Origin of the sequence: Mesorhizobium sp. LNJC391B00, assembly GCF_000502535.1 — a bacterium.
In the GTDB taxonomy this organism is placed as follows: domain Bacteria; phylum Pseudomonadota; class Alphaproteobacteria; order Rhizobiales; family Rhizobiaceae; genus Mesorhizobium.
The window spans coordinates 140444-159796 of sequence record NZ_AYWI01000010.1; the positions used below are offsets into that span (position 1 = coordinate 140444).

Sequence of the window (19353 nt, forward strand, 5' to 3'; positions counted from 1 at the left end):
AAATTTATCTCGCACCAAATGTGGTGGTTGAGCAGCCCTTCTTCAAGCAGAACTTGTGTCACGCTCCCGTGAGTCGGGCAAGGGCGTCATCCATCGCCTGCGCCGGCAGTTCGATAAGCCTCGGTGCCTCGGTGAACAGCAGTGCTGCCGTCACCGCGCGGCCGGGGTAAAGCGGCTGGAGCAGCGCGCGGTAGAGCGCCAGCTGCAGTATATAGGCCGGCGGCACCTGGGCCAGGCCTGCGGGCGCCGGCCGGTTGGTCTTGTAGTCGACGATCGATACGCGCTCGGGCGTCACCGCCAGCCGGTCGATCTTGCCGGAGATCGAGCGCAGTCTGCCCTTGACCTCAAGGCTGCCCATCACAGCAACTTCGGCGCGGGACGACGGCGAAAACAGCCCGGCAAAACGCGAATCTCTGAGGATCGCCATCACCGAAGCCAGCGCCTTGTTGCGCTCGGCCTCCGGCCAGTCGGCGCCGGCTCGAATGAGATACTGCGCCGCCGCGCCTTGCCGTTCGTCTTCGGCAAAACCGGGCAGCATCTGCAGCAGCTTGTGCAGCGCCAGCCCGCGCATCACGGCAAAACCGGGCTCCGCTTCGCTGTCCAGCACCGGCGAACGCGTATCGACGACCGCCTCCTTGCCCTCGTCGATCAGCGCCGAAGCGCCAGAGGGCGATAGCGGGCGCGGCAGTTCTTCATAAGGCGGCAAAGGGCGAAACAGGTTTGCCGGCAAGAACGGCAAAAGCGGTTGCGGCAGCCGCGCCTCGTCGGCGGCTGCCAGCGCCACCGGCGGCAGCTTGGTGATGACGAAGCGATGCACCGGCTCGCCGCTGGCGGGATGATGGCGCTCCGTGCTTTCCGGCGCGGCAAGCAGCGCGCGGCTGACAATCGAATGCCAGGTGCCGGTGCTCGGCGAACGCTTGCCGTGATAGCCGCAGACGATCAGCCGGTCCTCGGCGCGCGTCATGCCGACATAGAGCAGCCGGCGGTATTCGTCGTCGGCAAGCTCCCGCGCCCTGGCCGAGGCCGCCTTGGAGAAGCCGTTCGCGACATCGGCGGCCGAGCGCCAGAGATAGCCCTTGCCGTCGAAATTGCGGCCCGAAGCGTCGAACGGCATCAGCCGCGGCAGATGCTGGTCGCTGAACGGCGCCGACCCGCCATCGACCAGGAAGACAACAGGCGCTTCCAGGCCCTTGGCGGCGTGCACGGTCATGACGCGGACCTCGTCGCGCGTCTGGTCCATCTCGCGCTTGATCTCCGGGCCGGTGTTTTCCAGCGTCGCCAGGAAGGCCTCCAGCCCCGGCAGTCCGGTGCGTTCCTCGGCCAGGCAGAAACTCAGGAATTCGTCGAGGATGTCGCCGGCTTCTGGTCCAAGCCGGGCGATCATCTTCTTGCGCAGGCCGTCGCGCGCCAGCACCCCGGCGTAGAATTCGAACACCGGCCGGAACGCCGCCTCGTTGGCCCAGCCGTCGAGCCGGGCAACGACATCGGTCAGCGCGGTATTGTCGCCAGCATGCTGGCGTAGTGAGGCGATCAGCGATGTTCCGGCTGGCCGTCCGGCGCCAAGCGTAAAAAGCGTCTCCTCCGACACGTCGAAAACCGGGCTGCGCAGCACGGCGGCGAGCGACAGGTCATCCTGCGGCTGGATGAGGAAATGGCCGAGTGCGATCAGGTCCTTGACCGCGATGTGGCCGGGCAGGCTCAGCCGGTCGGCGCCGGCGACGGGAATATCGCGGTCCTTCAGCGCGCGCGACAGCGCATGGACGAAGCGGTCGCGCTTGCGCACCAGCACAAGAATGTCGCCGACCCTCAGCCTGCGTCCCTTGCCCTCGATGATCTCGCGGTCCTTGAGCCAGGTCTGGATGGTCGCAGCCACGTGCTCGGCCACCCGCACAGCCGGCGCGCTGGCATGATTGACCGGCAACGTCCAGTCGTCGGGCTCCTCGACGGCGTCAGCGCCGAGCGACGGCCAGACCTCGACATAGCCAGGCGCGTCGTTGCGGATCGCCTTGTGGTCGAGCGGATCGGGGTCATGGCTGATGCCGCGCCGCACGCCCGGATCGGCAAAGACGCGGTCGACGGCGGCAAGCACGTCGTCGGTCGACCGGAACGACCAGGTCAGTTTCAGGTCGGCAAACGAAGCATTGGCGGCGTTCACGCGTCCGGAAAACAAGAGCCGGCTGTCGGCGAAGGAATCCGGCGCGGCACCCTGAAAGGAATAGATCGACTGCTTTTCGTCGCCGACGGCGAACACCGTGCGATTGGTCGTGCCGCGCTGGCCGTGGCCGGCAAAGAACTCCTCCGCCAGCCGCTTCACCACCTCCCATTGGTCGGGGCTGGTGTCCTGCGCCTCGTCCAGCAGGATGTGGTCGATACCCTGGTCGAGCTTGTACTGCACCCAGGGGCCGGCATCGGGCCGCGCCAGAAGGTTGACGGTGCGGGTGATGAGGTCGTTGAAATCGAGAAAGCCGCGGCTGCGCTTCAGGCGCTCGTACCGCACGATCAGCCAGTCGGCTATGGTCAACGCCGCGACCGTGCCTTCCAGCATCCGGAACAGCGCCAGCCGGTCGGAGACGTCTGTTATCGACTTGACGGCCGCCAGATAGCGCTCGGGAAGGTCGGGCAGCCGGCCGAGCAGCGCCTTCTTGAACAACTTTGAGGGATCATAGGGGTCGCCATCGGCCTTGAGAAAGGCTTTGCCGAGCATCTGCAGCCGGCGGGTCGGGTCCGTCTCGGCAAAGGCCAAGCGGGCATAGGGCAAGAGATTGTTGAGCACGGTGCGGGCGTCGGTGGCCTCGGCGGCACTGGCGAACACTGCAAAGAAGTCCGGCAGGAAACCCGGCAGCGGCCATACCGATGCCGCTATGTCTTCGGCGCTCTGCCCGGGGCGAAATTGGAATTCGTCGAACAGGGCCTGAAAGCCGGCGCCATCGCGCCGGACCGCATCGATGAAGCCGCGTAAGCCGTCGCGCTTGCGCACGATTTCGGCGAGCAGCGCATCGAGCCCGTGTTCGCCGCCGCGCTCCAGCACGGTGGCAAAGGCCTCGGCCAGTCCGGCGTCTTCGGCTGACGTGCCCGAAATCATGTCGCGGCGGGCGCCGGCAAACAGCGAGGCCTCCATCTGCGGATCGAGCATTTCGAAATGCGCCGGGATGTTGGCCTCCAGCGGGAACTGGTGCAGCACCGATTCGCAGAAGGCGTGGATGGTCTGGATCTTCAGCCCGCCCGGCGTTTCCAGCGCTTCGGCAAACAGCCGGCGCGCCCGCCGCATCGTGTCGCGGTCGGGCCGGCGGCCGTCCACCGCCTCAATCTTTGTGGCAAGCTCGGCATCGCCGAGCGCTGTCCATTCCGACAGGGTCGAGAACACGCGGTTCGACATGTTGGCGGCGGCCGCCCGCGTATAGGTCAGGCACAGGATCTTCGACGGATCGGTGCCGTTGAGCAGCAGCCGGATGACGCGCTGGGCCAGCACATGCGTCTTGCCCGAGCCGGCATTGGCCGACACCCAGGCCGAGTTCTTCGGGTCGGAAGCGCGCGCCTGGCTGGCGGCGGTTTCGCTGGGGACGGGATAGGCTTTTTTCATGCCTCCCCGCCCTCGTCATCGCTGTCGCCGCCGGCCGACCATTCGAGCACGCGCGCCAGATGGTCGTAATCGCCATCGCTCTCGCCCTCGCGAAAAGGCAGCGCCCGCGACAGGTAGCCGGTCGTCGGATCTGCATAATGGACCAGCAGCTTTTCCAGCCGCGCCCAGGCCTCCTCGGCGAGGTCTTCGGCGGTCCGGGGCTGGCGGTTGTAGTCGAGGATGGATTCCTCGAACACTTCGCCATTCGGCTTCAGCCGCACAAATGCAAGCTGGGAGGGCTCGCGCGCGCCAAGCCCCTTGAAGGCGCCGCGCCGGAGCAGCGCCCCTTCGAGCGCCAGCTGTGGCGCCAGCAACGTGTGGGCCTGCGCCTTGGACGGCGAGGAGCCGGTCTTGTAATCGAGAATGTCGGCCATGCCGCCGGCCAAAAGGTCGACGCGGTCGGCATAGCCGGACAGCGTCACGCCGGTGCGGCCGACAGCGGTCTTTTCGGCGCGCTCCTCGGCATGCCGCCGGGCGACGGCAGGGGCGCGGCCGCGCTCCCATTCGATGATGTTGGCGGCGAGCTTTTCGAAGCGCGGCCACCACACCGCCTCGACATCGGCGGGTAGGGCAATGTCGGCGAAGCAGGTCCGGCCGGCAGCGATGAGGCGTTCCAGAGCTTCGGGCGCGCGGGGATCCGCCACCTCTGTCGAGAACAGATGCAGGATGTCATGAAACAGCGTGCCGCGCTCGGCCGCACCGGGATCGCGGATCACCGGCTCGAGCGGCAGAAGGCTCAGAATACGCTTGGCATAGACCGCATAGGGGTCGCGGCGCAGCGTCTCGATCTCGGTCACCGAGAAGTGGGTGGGCCGCATGCTCAGCGGCGGTTTCGGCTGCGGTCGCGGCGCGAAATGCTGCCGCTCGCCGGCATCGAGCGCGCGCGCCCAGGCAAGCAATTCGTCGCCGCGCCCGCGCAATGCGGCCGCCGGATCCTTGCCGATGAAGGTGAGGATGCGCTGCAGCCAGCGCGACGGCACCGCCGGTGCGTCGCCGGCTCGGGCGGAGCGCGTCAGCACCACCTTTTTCGCCCCCATCGCCATCTGGAAGTCGTGGGCGGCAAGGCCGATACGGCGCTCCGGCGGCTCGAGATCGATGCCGGTCTTCATCAACCGCGACATGAAGCGATCGCTTTCCGGCTTGCGTGGCCACACGCCCTCGTTCAGCCCGCCAATGACCAGCGTGTCGACATTCTGCAGCCGCGCTTCCAGCGCCCCCCAAATGGCGATGTTGCGGTCGGTGCCTTGCCCGGGCTTGACCGTTTCCGGTGCTACCAGCGCGTCCATCACATCAGGCCATTCGTCGGCCGGGAAGTCGAACGATGCAGACGCGGCGACCACACCGCGCAGCAGCTCGGCGAGTTTCTCGCCGGCGTCGCCGGCATAAAATTCAGCCAGGCTGCCCTCCGCCGTGCGGCCGAGATTTTCCAGCGCGGCGACGCTCGCTCTGGTCAACGCGACGAGATCGGCATTCTCTTCACCGCGAAAGGCAGTCAGCGGCGCCAGTGCCGTCACAAGTCGGCTCAGCATATCGCGGGCATTGTCGATGCCGCGCACGCTCAGGCGCGAGAACCAGAAGGGCTGGCGCTTGTCCCCGCGCAACCCGGTGAGACGCTCCTCGAACAGTGCTGGCAAAGAAGCGATGTCGGGGCGCCCGGTGCCGCCGCGCAGCGCCACGAGTTCGATGAGCTCGGCGGCATGGCGCACGCCGGTGCGCTCAAGTCCGAGCCCGAGCAGCGGATGCTTGAGCAGCGACAAAAGGCCGACGGGATCGCCGGGCCGGAATACCGCTTGAAGTGTGAGCCGCAGCAGGCTGGCTGCAGGCGTGTTGGCGAGCGGCGTGCCGCCGGAATCGTCGGCGATCACGCCGAAGCGCAACAGCTCGGCCGAGACGCGCCGCGCCAGCCCCCGGTCGCCGGTAACGAGCGCTGCCCTTAGTCCCGGCTGTTCCACGGCGGTTTTCAGCGCGATGGCGATCGCCGCCGCCTCGTCGCGTTCGCTGGCGGCTTCGATCAGCGTCACGTCGGCGAAGGCCTCGGCGATGTCTACGGCGTTGAAGCATATGCGGGTCTCGGCCCATAATTCCGTGGTCTCGGCCGGCCGCAGCGCCTCGCCGACAAGGGCCGCGCGGAGCGCCAGTGCGGGCTCGGCGGAGACCACTTCCTCGACATCGCCACGCAGCACGCCAATCTTGCCGATCAGCTTGGCCATGCCGTATTGCGGGTGCCCAAGCAGTGCCGGCCGCGCACCGGGCGCCCCAATCGCGGCAAAAGACGGTTCGTCCAGCATCCCATCGAGCCCGGGCAGCACCACGGCGCCGTTGGGCAGGCTGGCGACCGTGGCAAGCAGTTCGGCCGTGGCGGGAATAGAGCCCGTCGAGCCGGCGGCGATCACCGGGCCTTTGGGCGGGTTGCGTTCCAGCCGCTTCGCCTCGCGCCGGATCAGCGCATTGCGGTGCGCGGCCGGGTTGGAGCGGTCGCGCTCCTCCAGCAATTTCGGCCAGGCCTCGGTGACGATACGGAGGAAATCGAGCGTCACAAGCCACCATCCGGCAAGATTGCCGGTGACCAGATCGGCAAGCCTGGTCCAGTCCGTGCCTTCGGTTTCGATCTCGTCCATCAGCCGGGCGAGGTCACGCGCTAGCCAGATCGCATCGGCGGCGGAGGCCGGCACGACGATCTCTTCGTTGAACATATCAAGGACATGCGCCGGCAAGGTGCGCTTCCAGGCCCGCACCAGCGGCGCCAGCAGCAGCAGGCGTTCGATGGCTGCGATCGGCGGCGCCATTTCAAGCTCGGTCGGCGTGCCGGCGTCAAAGGCGGCTTCGTCCTCGTCGAACTCTCCGAGCGGGCGGATGACCGGCAGGATCGCCGAACGGCGGCTCCCTCCCGGTCCCGAAAGCGCGTCGACAAAAGCGCCGCGCAGCGCACGGGCCGCGCGCCGTGTCGGCACATGGATGGTGACATCAGCCAGCGCCAGCGGATCGCCGTCGAACCGGAAGCCGGGCACCAGCCGTCCGGCCAGCAAGGCCTCGGCCAGAGTCGGCAGGAATGGCGCTCCGGGCGGGATCGAAAGAACGCGGCGCGCGCCGCTCATACCACCTTCGCGAGAGCGTCGGCGACCGCCGCTTCCGCCTGCGGAATGGCGTCGGGAGTGCCGACGGTGATCCAGCTTCCGCGCATCTGCATGCCGAACAGACGGCCAGAGGCGATTGCCTTGTCGAAATAGGTGTTGAGCGAATGCGCCCCGGCCGGCGCATCCCTGAAGATGGCGGGATTGACGATTGCCGCTCCGGCATAGATCAACCCGGCCGGATCGCCTTTCGAGCGCCGCAGGCCGCCATCCGGCGCCATCAGGAAATCCGTGCCGACACCGTGTCCGGTGGCCGAGTCGAGATCGGTAAGCATCAGCAGAATATCCATTTTCGCGCCGTCCCATGCAAGGGCAAGGCGCTCGAGGCTGGGCTGGCCGCTGTCGATCCAGAACGTATCGGCGTTGATGATGTAGAAGGGTTCGGCACCCAGCAGCGGCAATGCCTTGACGATGCCACCCGCCGAATTCAGCAGCGCGTCGCGCTCGTCGGAAATGACGATCTTTGGCGCCCGCCTGTGGGCGATATGGGCGACGATCTGGTCCGGCAGATAGTGCACGTTGACGATGGCTTTCTCGACGCCGGCCGCTTCGAGACTGTCCAGCCCCCAGTCGAGCAAGGTCCTGCCGGCGATCCGCACCAGCGGCTTCGGCATGGTGTCGGTGATCGGCCGCATGCGCTTGCCAAGACCAGCCGCCAGCACCATCGCTGTGGTCAAGGTCACGGGAGCCGTTCCTCCAGCAGGCCATGTGCCATGTAAAACTCCTTCAACTGAGCCAGCGCCGGGTGCGCCAGCGCCCGCCTGAGATAATCGCGGATGCGCGGCAGGTGTCGGAGATAATAGGGCTTGCCGTCGCGCTTTTCGAGCCGCACGAAAATGCCGAGGATCTTCGAATTGCGCTGCGCCGCCATGATCGCATAGGCCGCGCGGAAGGCGTCCTCATCGAAGCCGCCGGCGGCGTGGCGCGCAGCGACATAGGCGTCCACGGTCCGCTGCTCGATATCGGGCGAAACGGTGACGCGGGCATCCATGGCCAGCGACGCAACGTCATAGGCCGCCGGACCCATCAGCGCGTCCTGGACATCGACGATGCCCAGCCGGTCGTGGCCTTTGCGGTCACCGCGCCAGATGATGTTGGGCGAATGGAAGTCGCGCAGCATCAGCGTGTATTCCTGTGTGTCCAGCCGATCGAGAACCGCGTTCCATTCCCTGTGATAGCCGGCGCGTAAAGCCTCGCTTGCCGGGCTGCCGGTCACCATCGGCACATACCAATCGACCAAGAGATCGGCTTCGATCAGCATGGCGGCGCGATCGAAGGGCGGCACCTCGTGGAAGACGCCCGGCACGGCCTCCATGCGCTGCGGCCAGGTCTTCCCATGCATCATCGCCAGCAATTCGGCCGCTGCCGCGTAGCGCTCGGCCACCGGCTCATCATTGCCGTCGAGAAAACCTTCCGAGCCCAGATGCTCCAGCAGCAGAAAGCCCCGTTCGAGATCCTCGGCATGGATTTTTGGGACACTGACACCTTGCGCCAGCAGCGCCTTGTCGATGGCGACGAAAGCGGTGACCGACTGCGCCGTGTGGGCGATCACGGCATAGGGCTTGCCGTCGCGCACCGGCGGCCCCAGCACCAGCCTTGGCGAATTCATCAGCACGCGCGGCGCAAGGCCGGCGAGCGAAACAATCTCGTAAGAGCGCGCCGAGGCGTCGCCGACGAAATGGCGCCGCGCGGCGTCGCCCCAACCGGCCGTTTTGAGGAAATCGCGCATCGCCAGCGATCGCGCCACGCGTTCGAAGGCAACGCCTTGGCCCGATAGTTTCGCCAATCGTCCTTCGTCCTGATGGACGAGTTCGATCCAGATCGACGTTCTCGGAAGAGCGGCCTCCGCCCGTTCCGGCCACTCGACAAGGGCAGCGCCCTGCAGCAGCGCCTCGTCGAAACCCAGCTCGTCCATCTCGCCGGCCGAGGACAGGCGATAGAGATCGAAATGGTGCACGGGGATGCGCGTGTCGTAGCTTTGCACCAAGGTGAAGGTAGGGCTCGGCACATCGAGGCCGGCATCATCGGCCAGCGCCCTGATCAGGGCCCGCGCCAGCGTCGACTTGCCGGCGCCGAGATCGCCCTTGAGCGCCAGCACGTCGCCCGGCCGCAGCGCCATGGCCAGGTCCTCGCCGAGCCTTGCGGTCGCAGCCTCGTCGGCGAGAAAACGCTCCAGCACAACAACAGTCATCGAGCGCGCTACTCGGCCGCGGCGCGGATGCCCGACGGTGCATCGGGGAAGGTGCAGATGACGGTGGTGCCCTTGTCCTTGCCGGTTTCGATGCGCACGCTGCCGCCGTGCAGCTCGACAAAGCTCTTGACGATCGACAGGCCTAAGCCCGCACCGCGCCGGCGCCCGCCATTGGTGCGCGGCTCGAAGCGGCGGAACACCGAATCGAGCAGGTCCGGCGGCATGCCGGGGCCGTTGTCATGGACGGAGAATTCCACACCTTGCTCCAAATGCCGGCAGGCAAGCGTGATAGTGCTCGCCTCCGGCGCGTAATTGGCGGCGTTGCTGAGCAGATTGTAGAGGATCTGGCGAACCCGGGTCTCGTCGCCGTGAAAACTCTTCGGCGCCGCAGCGGCGTCGATCCGGAGCTTGATCGAATGCTCTTGCAGCCGGTCGGCGACCAGTTCGGCCGCGGCCTCGATGGTGCGCTCGACGCTTACTTCCGAAATGTCGAGCTGCATGATGCCGGCGTCGACGGTGGCGAGGTCGAGTATGTCGTTGACGATGGTGAGCAGCACCGAGGATGACGAGCCGACATGCTCGACATATTCGCGCTGCTTTGGGCTGAGCGGCCCGGTCGCCGGCAGCGACAGAAGCTCGGTGAAGCCGATGATGTTGGTCAGCGGCGAGCGCAGCTCGTAGGAGACATGCTGCACGAACTCGTTCTTCAGCTGGTCGGATTTCTGCAGCGCTTCGTTCTTGTCCTTCAGCGCGCGCTCGACATTGACGCTGTCGGTGACGTCCACAAAGGTCATCATCACCTGGCCGTTGGGCAGCGGGATGACGGCGTAGCTGAGCACTGTGCCGTTCTTCAGTTCGGTCTGGCCATGGCGGTCGCGGCGCTCGTCGTCGAAACCGGTGATGGCGGCGACGAACCCGCCCCACGGGCTGTCGACGGCGCGCTGGTCGCTGAGATCGCGGATCGCCGAGACATGGACGTTGGGCTTGATCACATCCTGGCTCAGTCCCCACAGCGCGACAAAGGCCGGGTTCGACAGGCGCAGCCGCCCGTCGGGACCGAACACGGCGACGCCTTCGGCCAGATTGTCGAGCGTTTCGCCCTGGACCCGCACCGCCGTCTGGTAGCGGCTTTCGAGGTCCATCTTCTCGGTCAGGTTCTCAAACACCCAGGTCACGCCGCCCTTCGGCTGGGGGTTGGCGACCACGCGGATGGTCTTGCCGTCGGGCAAATGCCACCAATGCTCTTGCGATTCCACCGCGCGGTAGGCGCCAAGCAGGCCTTCTTTCCAACGCCGCCATTCCGGCTGCTCGGCGATCTTGCCTTCGCTGCGCAGCCGGTCGAGCAGCAGCGCATTGTCGGGCGCGCTGTTCAGGAAGCCCGGGTCCAGCCCCCACAGTTTCTGGAACGCCTGGTTGAAGAAGCGCAACTTCTCGTTGGCATCGAAGATCGCCACCGCCGTGTTGAGCTGGTCGAGCGTGTCGGCATGGCTGCGCACCGTGCGCTCATATTCGCCGCGAATGGTTTCGGTGGCGCTGGTGTCGCAGGCAAGGCCGGCCGAGCCGTCGGCACCGGCGAAGTCGGTGACGGCGAACACGCGGCGGTCGCCCTCGATCACTGTCGACAGCGTCTGTTCGAAGATCGGGCGCGATTTGTGCTGCGCGGCGATCTGTTCGCGCGCCTGGGCGCCGAGGAATTCCTTGGCTTCGCGCACCGCGGTCTCGGCGTTCGGTGCCTCGACCGCTCCGGCATAGGCACGGTTGACCCATTTCAGCCGCCCGTCGGTGGCGCGCAGCCAGGCCGGCATCGGCAAGGCGTCGAGCAGGCCGATCATGGTCTCGTAGTCGGCGGCCAGCCGCTGGTTCTCGATCTTCAGCCTGGCCTGGCTTCGCTGCGTCTCCGACAGCGAGACGAAGCGCACCAGCACATGCGCGGCGCTCTTGCGGCCATGCACTTCAAGCGGCGCCCCGGCCTGCGATTCGATCACGAGATCAAAGGGTTTCGCTTTCTCGCGCAGACCAGCGACGGCATTTTCGAGCGCCGCCGCCGAGCGCGGCATCAGCCAGCGGCCGAAGGCGAGGAAGGCTGCACGGTCGTCCGGCGCACCGCTTTCCAGCGGCAGTGTGCCGATGAGCTCCGGCTTCTTGTTCTCCGACGCCCAGACGATGACGCGCTGGTCACGCAGATTGAGCAGCGCCTCGGAGCGCTGCAGCGCCGCATTGATGTCGGCAATGCGGGCTCTGAGTTCGACATTCTGCGCCGAGGTGCGGGCTCTTTCGCGGATCAGGAAGATGGCCGAGACCAGTGCCGCGCCCATGACGCCGACGAACATGGCGAGCTGGATGACTTCGACCGCGCTGACCGACAGTCCGGCCTTCTGCGCAATGGCCGGCTCGGCATGGGCGGCAAACGAGGTGAGCGGGCCGGCAAGAGCTGAGGTGGCAAGAAAGCCGGCGGTGCGGGCGCCGACGCGCCTCTTCAGGCCACCGCCTGTCGTGACGGAGCCAGTGCTATCGGAATCGTCATGGCCGCCGGAAACGGCCGATCCCGCGCGAGGCGGGTTTTCCCCCGGCATGTCTTGGTCCTCTTCGCCGCCTGAATGCAAGACCGCCCAGATCAGGATCACGTTTGGTAGAAACGCCCTTCTGACCTAACTCTCTCTTGAAGAGCATGATCTTTTCCGAAAACCGCTTCCCACTTTTCGCTGACGCGGTCCTTCGGTTCGAATCATGCTCTCGATGCGTACGCCGGCCCTCGTCCCCGGCCCACGAATCAGCACAATAGCGCGTGCTGGAATCGGCGTGAAGAATCATCCGCGCAAAAAAGAAGCCGGGCGAAAAGTCAATCGCCCGGCTTCAATATCTAGTGATAAACGCCGCATCTGTTAATAGCGGTAGTGTTCCGGCTTGAACGGACCCTGCGGGGTCACGCCGATATAGGCGGCCTGTTCGCCGGACAGTTCGGTCAAGCGGGCTCCGAGCTTGTCGAGATGCAGACGCGCCACCTTCTCGTCGAGGTGCTTGGGCAGCACATAGACCTGGTTCTGGTACTGGCCGGGCTTGGTGTAGAGTTCGATCTGCGCCAGCACCTGATTGGTGAACGAGGCCGACATCACGAAGCTCGGATGACCGGTCGCGTTGCCGAGGTTGAGCAGGCGCCCCTCGGACAGCAGGATCATCCGCTTGCCGTCCGGGAAGGTTATCATGTCGACCTGCGGCTTGACGTTGGTCCATTGCAGGTTGCGCAGCGACGCGACCTGGATCTCATTGTCGAAGTGGCCGATATTGCCGACGATCACCATGTCCTTCATCGAGCGCATGTGGTCGAGGGTGACGACATCCTTGTTGCCGGTGGTGGTGATGACGATGTCGGCGGTTGGTGCGGCATCTTCCAGCGTGACGACTTCAAAGCCGTCCATCGCCGCCTGCAGCGCGCAGATCGGATCGACTTCCGTGACCTTGACGCGGGCGCCGGCGCCCTTGAGCGAAGCCGACGAGCCCTTGCCGACGTCGCCATAGCCGCAGACGACCGCAACCTTGCCGGCCATCATGGTGTCGGTGCCGCGGCGGATGCCGTCGACCAGCGATTCCTTGCAGCCATATTTGTTGTCGAACTTCGACTTGGTGACCGAGTCGTTGACGTTGATCGCCGGGAAGGGCAGCAGGCCCTTCTTCTGCAGCTGGTAGAGCCGGTTGACGCCCGTCGTCGTCTCTTCGGTGACGCCGCGGATGGCTTCCTTCTGCTTGGTGAAGAACCCGGGCGAAGCCTTCAGCCGCTTCTTGACCTGGGCGTAGAAGTATTCCTCTTCCTCGCTCTGCGGGTTGGACAGCACGTCCTCGCCGGCTTCGGCGCGGGCGCCGATCAGTATGTACATCGTGGCGTCGCCGCCATCATCGAGGATCATGTTGGAGAGGCCGCCATCGGCCCACTGGAAGATTCTGTCGGTGTAGTCCCAGTACTCCTCGAGCGACTCGCCCTTGACGGCGAACACCGGGATGCCGGCCTCAGCGATGGCTGCGGCCGCATGGTCCTGGGTCGAGAAGATGTTGCACGATGCCCAACGGATATCGGCGCCAAGCGCCTTCAGCGTCTCGATCAGCACCGCGGTCTGGATGGTCATGTGCAGCGATCCGGTGATGCGCGCACCTTTCAACGGCTTCTTGTCGCCGAATTCCTCGCGGCAGGCCATCAGGCCCGGCATTTCGGTTTCGGCGATATCGAGTTCCTTGCGGCCCCAGCCGGCAAGCGAGATGTCGGCGACCACATAGTCCTTGCTACCTGTCATGGCAGTGCTCCGGTGTGATTTGTCTTCAGAATGCGCCTGCGCCACACGGCGCGTCGAAGGGCGCGGAATGCCGGCCTGACTAGCAGATCGCCGCCAAGACGACAATGGGATATAAAGAAATCTTTATGCGCGTATGTGTTTACGGGGATGCATGCCGCCCAAAAGTATCCGGCGGCTTTGGGACAACGGCGTGCAAACCAAAAACTTCAGCACTCTTCGCCGAAGCGCGAGGCGACCAGCTGCTCCAGCGCGTCCATCGCCGCTGCGGCTTCAGCGCCGCTGGCGGTGACGCGGATCGAATAACCGGGGCTCGCCGCCAGCATCATCAGCCCCATGATCGAGGTGCCGCCGACCTTGAGACCATCCTTCTCGACATGGACGGTGGCGTCGAAGCCGCTGGCGACCTGGACGAACTTCGCTGAGGCGCGCGCATGCAGGCCGCGCTGGTTGACGATCGGGAACTCGCGCACGATCTCACCGGGCGACAGCGCGTTCATTTGCTGCTCAGCAGCTGACTTGCGACGTTGATGTATTTGCGCCCCGCGGCCTGCGCCTCGTCGAGCGCGGTCGCCATGTTGTCGCCCTTGCGGATCGATGACAGCTTGATCAGCATCGGCAGGTTCATGCCGGCGATGACCTCGGTGCGACCGGATTCCATCACCGAAATGGCGAGGTTGGAAGGCGTGCCGCCGAACATATCGGTCAGAACGATGACCCCGGTCCCGGTGTCGACGCGGCCGACGGCGTCGACGATATCGCGCCTACGCTGCTCCATATCGTCATCGGCGCCGATTGCCACGGTTTCGAAATTGTCTTGTGGCCCCACGACATGTTCCACGGCATGGCGGAACTCGGCGGCCAGTTGACCGTGCGTTACAAGCACGAGTCCGATCATTCTATGGTGGCTCCCGTCATCGCCGCTTCACAGGCGCTTTTTATGCTCGCCGGCCATCCCAGGCGGCGGGAGCGCTATCTTGTCGACGCGCGGCGCGTTGACAAGCCCAAAATTGCGTCGGCCATAGCCAATTTGACGCATTGCAGCAAAAAACCGGCGGCGGATCATACGAAAGGCGCAATCGCCAGCCGCGCCATTACCGCCGGCAAAGCCGCAGTGACGTTGCGCTGAACGAGGTCGATGCGCGGCACCACACAGCCGGCAATGGTCGCGGTCGACTCTTCCTGGAAACGCGCGATCGCGTCTGCGGAAACCATCCGGATTGCCAGGTCGATGACCCCCACAGGTTGGAACAAAAGCGGCTTCGGACCAAGCCCGGGCACCTCTGCGAGGCCGGCAATGCTGGCGGGCGCATGGCAGACCAGCCGCCCGAAACGCGCCGCGACAAACAGCTGGTCGTCGCCGATCAGCCGCGCAAACAGCCCGAGCCGGCTGAAATGGTCGATGAGCGCCAGCGCCAGCGTTGTCTTGCCCGAGCCGGACGGCCCGGTGATCAGGACGCCCCGCTCGCCAATCAGGATTGCGGTGGCATGGATGTTCTCGGGTTTCGCGGTGGGATCGGGCATGCGCAGCCGCGATCAGCCTTCGGCCGGCAGCGTAACGACGAAGCGCGCGCCCTTGATGTCGCCGGGCTTGGTGCCGGGGATGTTCTCGGCGGTCAGCGTGCCGCCATGGGCTTCGACGATCTGCCTGGATATCGACAGGCCAAGCCCCGAATTCTGGCCGAACGCCTCGCCGGCCGGGCGGTCGGTGTAGAAGCGCTCGAAGATGCGGTCGATGGCGTCGGCGCGGATTCCGGGGCCGTTGTCGTCGACGGTGACGATGTTGACCTTGCCCGAGCGTGCCAGGGAAATGGCGATATGGCCGTGGTCCTCCGGCACGAAGGAGCGGGCATTCTCGATCAGATTGGTGATGACCTGGCCGATCCTCAGATCATGGCCGGTGACGAAATAGCCTTTGACGCCTTGCGGCAGCTTGGCGGCCTTGAATTCGATCTCGACAGCCTTTTTGTTGCGCGTCGCTTCGCGCGACACGGCGACGAGATCGGTGATGAATTTCTTCAAATCGACCGTGGCGGCATCCTCACGCGCCAGTTCGGCGTCTAGGCGCGAGGCATCGGAAATGTCGGTGATCAGCCGGTCGAGACGCCGGACATCGTGCTGGATGATCTCCATCAGCCTGCCGCGTGAATTGTCGTTCTTGGCCAGCGGCAAGGTCTCCACCGCGCTGCGCAGCGACGTCAGCGGGTTCTTCAGTTCGTGCGAGACATCGGCGGCGAAGCTTTCGATCGCCTCGATGCGGGCATAGAGCGCATTGGTCATATCGCGCACCGCGACCGACAAATTGCCGATCTCGTCCTGGCGGTCGGAAAAGTCGGGGATCTCCTCGCGGCTCTTGACGCCGCGCCGCACCCGCACTGCCGCCGCCGATAGCCGGCGCAGCGGATTGGCGATGGTGGATGCGAGCAGCATCGACAGGATGGCGGTGACCAGGGCGGCGATGCCGAACACGCGCAAAATAGCCTTGCGTTCGGCGGCGACGATCTTGTCGATGTCGCCGCCTTCCGTCGACAGCATCAGCACGCCGAGAACGGCACGGAAGCGCTGGATCGGCACCGCCACCGAAACGATCTGCTCGCCCTGTTCGCTCACCCGCACGATCGTCGATGGACTGCCGGTCAGCGCCTTGACCACTTCCGGGAAGGCCGCACCGTTGCCGCCCGGCTGCTCATGGTAGACGGGCAGGTCCTTGTTGCGGAAGAAGTCGAAGACGAATTTCTGCACGCGCTCCAGCATATCCGGCTGCTCGTCCTCGACCGGCGGCAGGTCGTAGCGCAGGATTTGGCCGCGCGAATAGAGATGGCGCGAATCGAGCAGCAGATTGGCGTCGCGGTCATAGATGCGGGCCCGGGTGCGCGTCGGCGAAATCAGCCGCCGCAGCACCGGCGCGACGCGCTCGGGATTGATCGGGAAATCCAGATTGTCGAGCTGGTCGGAGCCCGGCCCCAGGCTTTCACCGGCCTGCAGTTCGAGCAGTTTTTCTGGATCGATGCTGATCGAATCGGTCTCGACCGTCGCCGACGCGGCAATGGCGCCGGCGATGATCTCGCCCTGCGTCATCAGGCTTTCGACGCGGGCGTCGATCAGCCCGTCGCGGAAGGTGTTGAGATAGAGGATGCCGGTGACCAGCACGGCGAGGCCGGCCAGGTTGAGGAACAGGATGCGCCGGGTCAGGCTGGAAAAGATGTGGTGGCCGAGGAAGCGGCGCATCGGCACCGTCAACCTCGACAGGAATGCGGGCAGAATCCGCGACCGCCTGACAGCGCTCGTTCGTCTGCTCCGCTGTACATCCACTGCCATCGAATAGCAGCTCCCGCCTAGTCTTTGGTTTTATGCATGTCGTCGTCCCAAAAACCGCGACCACTTTTGGGCGACATGCATCAACTCAAGCTTCGCGGAACCGGTATCCGACTCCGTAAAGGGTTTCGATCATTTCGAAGTCGTCATCGACGGCCTTGAACTTCTTGCGCAGCCGCTTGATGTGGCTATCGATGGTGCGGTCGTCGACATAGACCTGCTCATCATAGGCGGAATCCATCAGCGCATCACGGCTTTTTACCACGCCGGGGCGCTGCGCCAACGAGTGCAGGATGAGAAATTCGGTGACCGTCAGCGTCACCGGCTCGCCCTTCCAGGTGCAGGTATGGCGTTCCTGGTCCATGACGAGCTGGCCGCGTTCCAGCGAACGGGCCTGCTGGCTGGGCGCCTTTGCCGCAGCTTCGCGGGCGCTGGCGCGGCGCAGCACGGCGCGCACCCGCTCGACCAGCAGGCGCTGCGAGAACGGTTTGCGGATGAAATCGTCGGCGCCCATCTTGAGGCCGAAAAGCTCATCGATCTCATCGTCCTTCGAGGTCAGGAAGATCACCGGCAGGTCGGACTTCTGCCGCATCCGGCGCAACAGCTCCATGCCGTCCATGCGCGGCATCTTGATGTCGAGGATGGCGAGATTCGGCGGCCGCGCCGCCAGGCCTTCCAGCGCCGACGCACCATCCGTGTAGGTCTCGACGCGATACCCCTCGGACTCGAGGGCGATCGACACCGATGTCAGAATGTTGCGGTCGTCATCGACAAGCGCGATTGTTGCCATTTCAAGCGGCTCCCTCATGAGCTGTCCCTTCTGTCTTAGAGAAGGGGCTTTTGCAGGACAAATTAGGTACAAAATGTGGCACAGGCTCCACCCGCTGTCGCGGACGGCTTGCCGGCGGCCCCATCGGAACCTCTACACGGGGTTGGACGAACACTGTGTGCCAATCCTTTGGGCAACCACCGTGATTTTTTGCACATATAAACGATTTAAACAACTTTCAAAATTTTTAAATCGATTAATGATTTGATATCATTCGAGTTTTCTGGTTCTCACCGTCTCAGCCCCTAACGCGGGCTCGCCGGAAACGCGCCGGCAAAGTGCGGCGAATCCAGAAGAAGGGACCCTTGATGTCGGAAGTCGGCAAACGCAATTCTGCTTGCGCGATCGATCGTATCGGCCTGAAAACCACCGGCACGGTGCATTATAATTTTGGTGCGGCCGCCCTTTATGAGGCAGCGATCCGTCGTGGCGAGGCCCGGTTGACCGCCGGCGGCGCGCTGCTTGCCGAGACCGGCCAGCACACTGGCCGCTCGCCCAAGGACAAGTTTGTCGTCCGCGATGGCGCCACCGAGCCCCATGTCTGGTGGGACAACAACAAGGCGATTTCGGCGGGCCAGTTCGAAATGCTGCTCGCCGATTTCCTTGTCCACGCCGCGAATAGCGATCTCTATGTGCAGGACCTCGTCGGCGGCGCCGATGCCGAGCTGAAGCTGCCGACGCGGGTCATCACCGAATTCGCCTGGCACTCGCTGTTCATCCGCAATCTTTTGATCCGCCCGCAGGCCGCCGAGCTCGAGGATTTCGTGCCGGAGATGACGATCATCGACCTGCCGTCCTTCCGCGCCGATCCGGCCCGCCACGGCAGCCGCACCGAAACGGTGATTGCGGTCGATCTCACCCGCAAGATCGTGCTCATCGGCGGCACTTCCTATGCCGGCGAGATGAAGAAATCGGTGTTCACCATGCTCAACTATCTGCTGCCGGAAAAGGGCGTCATGCCGATGCACTGCTCGGCCAATGAGGGTCCGGGCGGCGACGCAGCGATCTTCTTCGGGCTTTCCGGGACGGGCAAGACGACGCTGTCGGCCGATCCGTCACGTACGCTCATCGGCGACGACGAGCACGGCTGGGGACCGCACGGCATCTTCAACTTCGAAGGCGGCTGCTACGCCAAGACGATCCGGCTGTCGGCCGAGGCCGAGCCGGAGATTTTCGCCACCACGCAGCGTTTCGGCACGGTGCTGGAAAATGTCGTGCTCGACGCCGACCGCGTGCCGGACTTCAACGACGGCCGGCTCACCGAAAACACGCGCTGCGCCTATCCGCTGGATTTCATCCCCAATGCCTCGAAGAGCGGACGGGCCAGCCACCCGAAAAACATCATCATGCTGACCGCCGATGCCTTCGGCATCATGCCGCCGATCGCACGGCTGACCCCGGCGCAGGCGATGTACCACTTCCTCTCCGGCTACACCGCCAAGGTGGCCGGCACCGAGAAGGGCGTTACCGAGCCGGAAGCGACGTTCTCGACCTGCTTCGGCGCCCCGTTCATGCCGCGCCACCCCAAGGAATACGGCAATCTGCTGCGCGAGCTGATCGCCCGCCACGGCGCCGATTGCTGGCTGGTCAACACCGGCTGGACCGGCGGCGCCTACGGCACCGGCAAGCGCATGCCGATCAAGGCGACGCGCGCCTTGCTGGCCGCAGCGCTTGACGGTTCGCTGAAGGCGTCCGGTTTCCGCACTGACGCCAATTTCGGCTTCGAGGTGCCGGTTGCTGTGCCTGGCGTCGAGAGCGCCATTCTCGACCCGCGTTCGACCTGGGCCGACAAGGCAGCCTATGACCGGCAGGCAGCGCGATTGGTCGGCATGTTCGCCGTCAACTTCGAGAAATTCGAGAGCCATGTCGATGCCGTCGTGCTCGGCGCAGCACCCCGCCTGCAGGAAGCTGCGGAATAGTCCAGGCATCTTCACCGAAGCATCCTTGAAAGGCGCGGTCTCGATCGGGCCTTTTCTTTTTTGGTCCGC

12 protein-coding genes are annotated in these 19353 nt (G+C 65.0%); 1 reads left to right on the plus strand and 11 read right to left on the minus strand.

Annotation, left to right across the window (positions count from 1 at the left end; translation table 11 throughout):
* Nucleotides 1–58: 58 nt before the first annotated feature.
* The 11 genes from addA to X750_RS141975 form a co-directional block, all read right to left on the minus strand.
* Nucleotides 59–3580, minus strand: a complete 3522-nt coding sequence (gene addA / locus X750_RS142025; protein ID WP_023748273.1) for a double-strand break repair helicase AddA — start codon at nt 3578–3580, stop codon at nt 59–61.
* Nucleotides 3577–6714 (minus strand): double-strand break repair protein AddB, encoded by a 3138-nt coding sequence (addB, locus tag X750_RS142020; RefSeq protein ID WP_023748274.1) that lies wholly within the window; start codon nt 6712–6714, stop codon nt 3577–3579. Before addB ends, addA begins: the two co-directional genes overlap by 4 nt.
* Nucleotides 6711–7415 (minus strand): nucleotidyltransferase family protein, encoded by a 705-nt coding sequence (locus tag X750_RS142015; RefSeq protein WP_031199014.1) that lies wholly within the window; start codon nt 7413–7415, stop codon nt 6711–6713. Before X750_RS142015 ends, addB begins: the two co-directional genes overlap by 4 nt.
* 14 nt (nt 7416–7429) lie before the next feature.
* The gene (gene tsaE / locus X750_RS142010; RefSeq protein WP_023672299.1) at nt 7430–8941 is read right to left on the minus strand and encodes a tRNA (adenosine(37)-N6)-threonylcarbamoyltransferase complex ATPase subunit type 1 TsaE; all 1512 of its coding nucleotides are present in this window, start codon (nt 8939–8941) and stop codon (nt 7430–7432) included.
* 8 nt (nt 8942–8949) lie between these two features.
* Nucleotides 8950–11514, minus strand: coding sequence for a PAS domain-containing sensor histidine kinase (locus X750_RS142005; protein WP_023748275.1), 2565 nt, complete (start codon nt 11512–11514; stop codon nt 8950–8952).
* Nucleotides 11515–11823: 309 nt separating this feature from the next.
* Nucleotides 11824–13224 carry an adenosylhomocysteinase gene (gene ahcY / locus X750_RS142000; RefSeq protein WP_023681401.1) on the minus strand — a complete coding sequence of 467 codons (1401 nt, stop codon included), beginning with the start codon at nt 13222–13224 and terminating at the stop codon, nt 11824–11826.
* A 206-nt stretch (nt 13225–13430) separates the two neighbouring features.
* A complete protein-coding gene (locus X750_RS141995) occupies nt 13431–13721 on the minus strand; it encodes an HPr family phosphocarrier protein (protein ID WP_023672303.1) in 291 nt (96 codons plus the stop codon).
* Nucleotides 13718–14119 (minus strand): PTS sugar transporter subunit IIA, encoded by a 402-nt coding sequence (locus X750_RS141990; protein WP_023672304.1) that lies wholly within the window; start codon nt 14117–14119, stop codon nt 13718–13720. The genes X750_RS141995 and X750_RS141990 overlap by 4 nt, the downstream gene beginning before the upstream one ends.
* A gap of 164 nt (nt 14120–14283) precedes the next feature.
* On the minus strand, nt 14284–14745 hold the full coding sequence (locus X750_RS141985) for an HPr kinase (protein WP_023748277.1): 462 nt from the start codon (nt 14743–14745) through the stop codon (nt 14284–14286).
* 12 nt (nt 14746–14757) lie between these two features.
* The gene (locus X750_RS141980; RefSeq protein WP_023672307.1) at nt 14758–16539 is read right to left on the minus strand and encodes a sensor histidine kinase; all 1782 of its coding nucleotides are present in this window, start codon (nt 16537–16539) and stop codon (nt 14758–14760) included.
* An 85-nt stretch (nt 16540–16624) separates the two neighbouring features.
* Entirely contained in the window at nt 16625–17326 is a 702-nt protein-coding gene (locus tag X750_RS141975; RefSeq protein WP_010912942.1) for a response regulator transcription factor, read from the minus strand.
* A 347-nt stretch (nt 17327–17673) separates the two neighbouring features.
* Between X750_RS141975 and X750_RS141970 the strand changes: the two genes are divergently transcribed.
* The gene (locus tag X750_RS141970) at nt 17674–19284 is read left to right on the plus strand and encodes a phosphoenolpyruvate carboxykinase (protein ID WP_023703766.1); all 1611 of its coding nucleotides are present in this window, start codon (nt 17674–17676) and stop codon (nt 19282–19284) included.
* Nucleotides 19285–19353 lie beyond the last annotated feature (69 nt).

What these genes read in the sequence shown, in the direction of transcription:
- X750_RS142005 (WP_023748275.1), bottom strand. Translation starts at nt 11,514, where the DNA reads ATGCCGGGGGAAAACCCGCCTCGCGCGGGATCGGCCGTTTCCGGCGGC.
- addB (WP_023748274.1), bottom strand. Translation starts at nt 6,714, where the DNA reads ATGAGCGGCGCGCGCCGCGTTCTTTCGATCCCGCCCGGAGCGCCATTC.
- addA (WP_023748273.1), bottom strand. Translation starts at nt 3,580, where the DNA reads ATGAAAAAAGCCTATCCCGTCCCCAGCGAAACCGCCGCCAGCCAGGCG.
- X750_RS142015 (WP_031199014.1), bottom strand. Translation starts at nt 7,415, where the DNA reads ATGGTGCTGGCGGCTGGTCTTGGCAAGCGCATGCGGCCGATCACCGAC.
- X750_RS141990 (WP_023672304.1), bottom strand. Translation starts at nt 14,119, where the DNA reads ATGATCGGACTCGTGCTTGTAACGCACGGTCAACTGGCCGCCGAGTTC.
- X750_RS141985 (WP_023748277.1), bottom strand. Translation starts at nt 14,745, where the DNA reads ATGCCCGATCCCACCGCGAAACCCGAGAACATCCATGCCACCGCAATC.
- tsaE (WP_023672299.1), bottom strand. Translation starts at nt 8,941, where the DNA reads ATGACTGTTGTTGTGCTGGAGCGTTTTCTCGCCGACGAGGCTGCGACC.
- ahcY (WP_023681401.1), bottom strand. Translation starts at nt 13,224, where the DNA reads ATGACAGGTAGCAAGGACTATGTGGTCGCCGACATCTCGCTTGCCGGC.
- X750_RS141995 (WP_023672303.1), bottom strand. Translation starts at nt 13,721, where the DNA reads ATGAACGCGCTGTCGCCCGGTGAGATCGTGCGCGAGTTCCCGATCGTC.
- X750_RS141975 (WP_010912942.1), bottom strand. Translation starts at nt 17,326, where the DNA reads ATGGCAACAATCGCGCTTGTCGATGACGACCGCAACATTCTGACATCG.
- X750_RS141980 (WP_023672307.1), bottom strand. Translation starts at nt 16,539, where the DNA reads ATGGCAGTGGATGTACAGCGGAGCAGACGAACGAGCGCTGTCAGGCGG.
- X750_RS141970 (WP_023703766.1), top strand. Translation starts at nt 17,674, where the DNA reads ATGTCGGAAGTCGGCAAACGCAATTCTGCTTGCGCGATCGATCGTATC.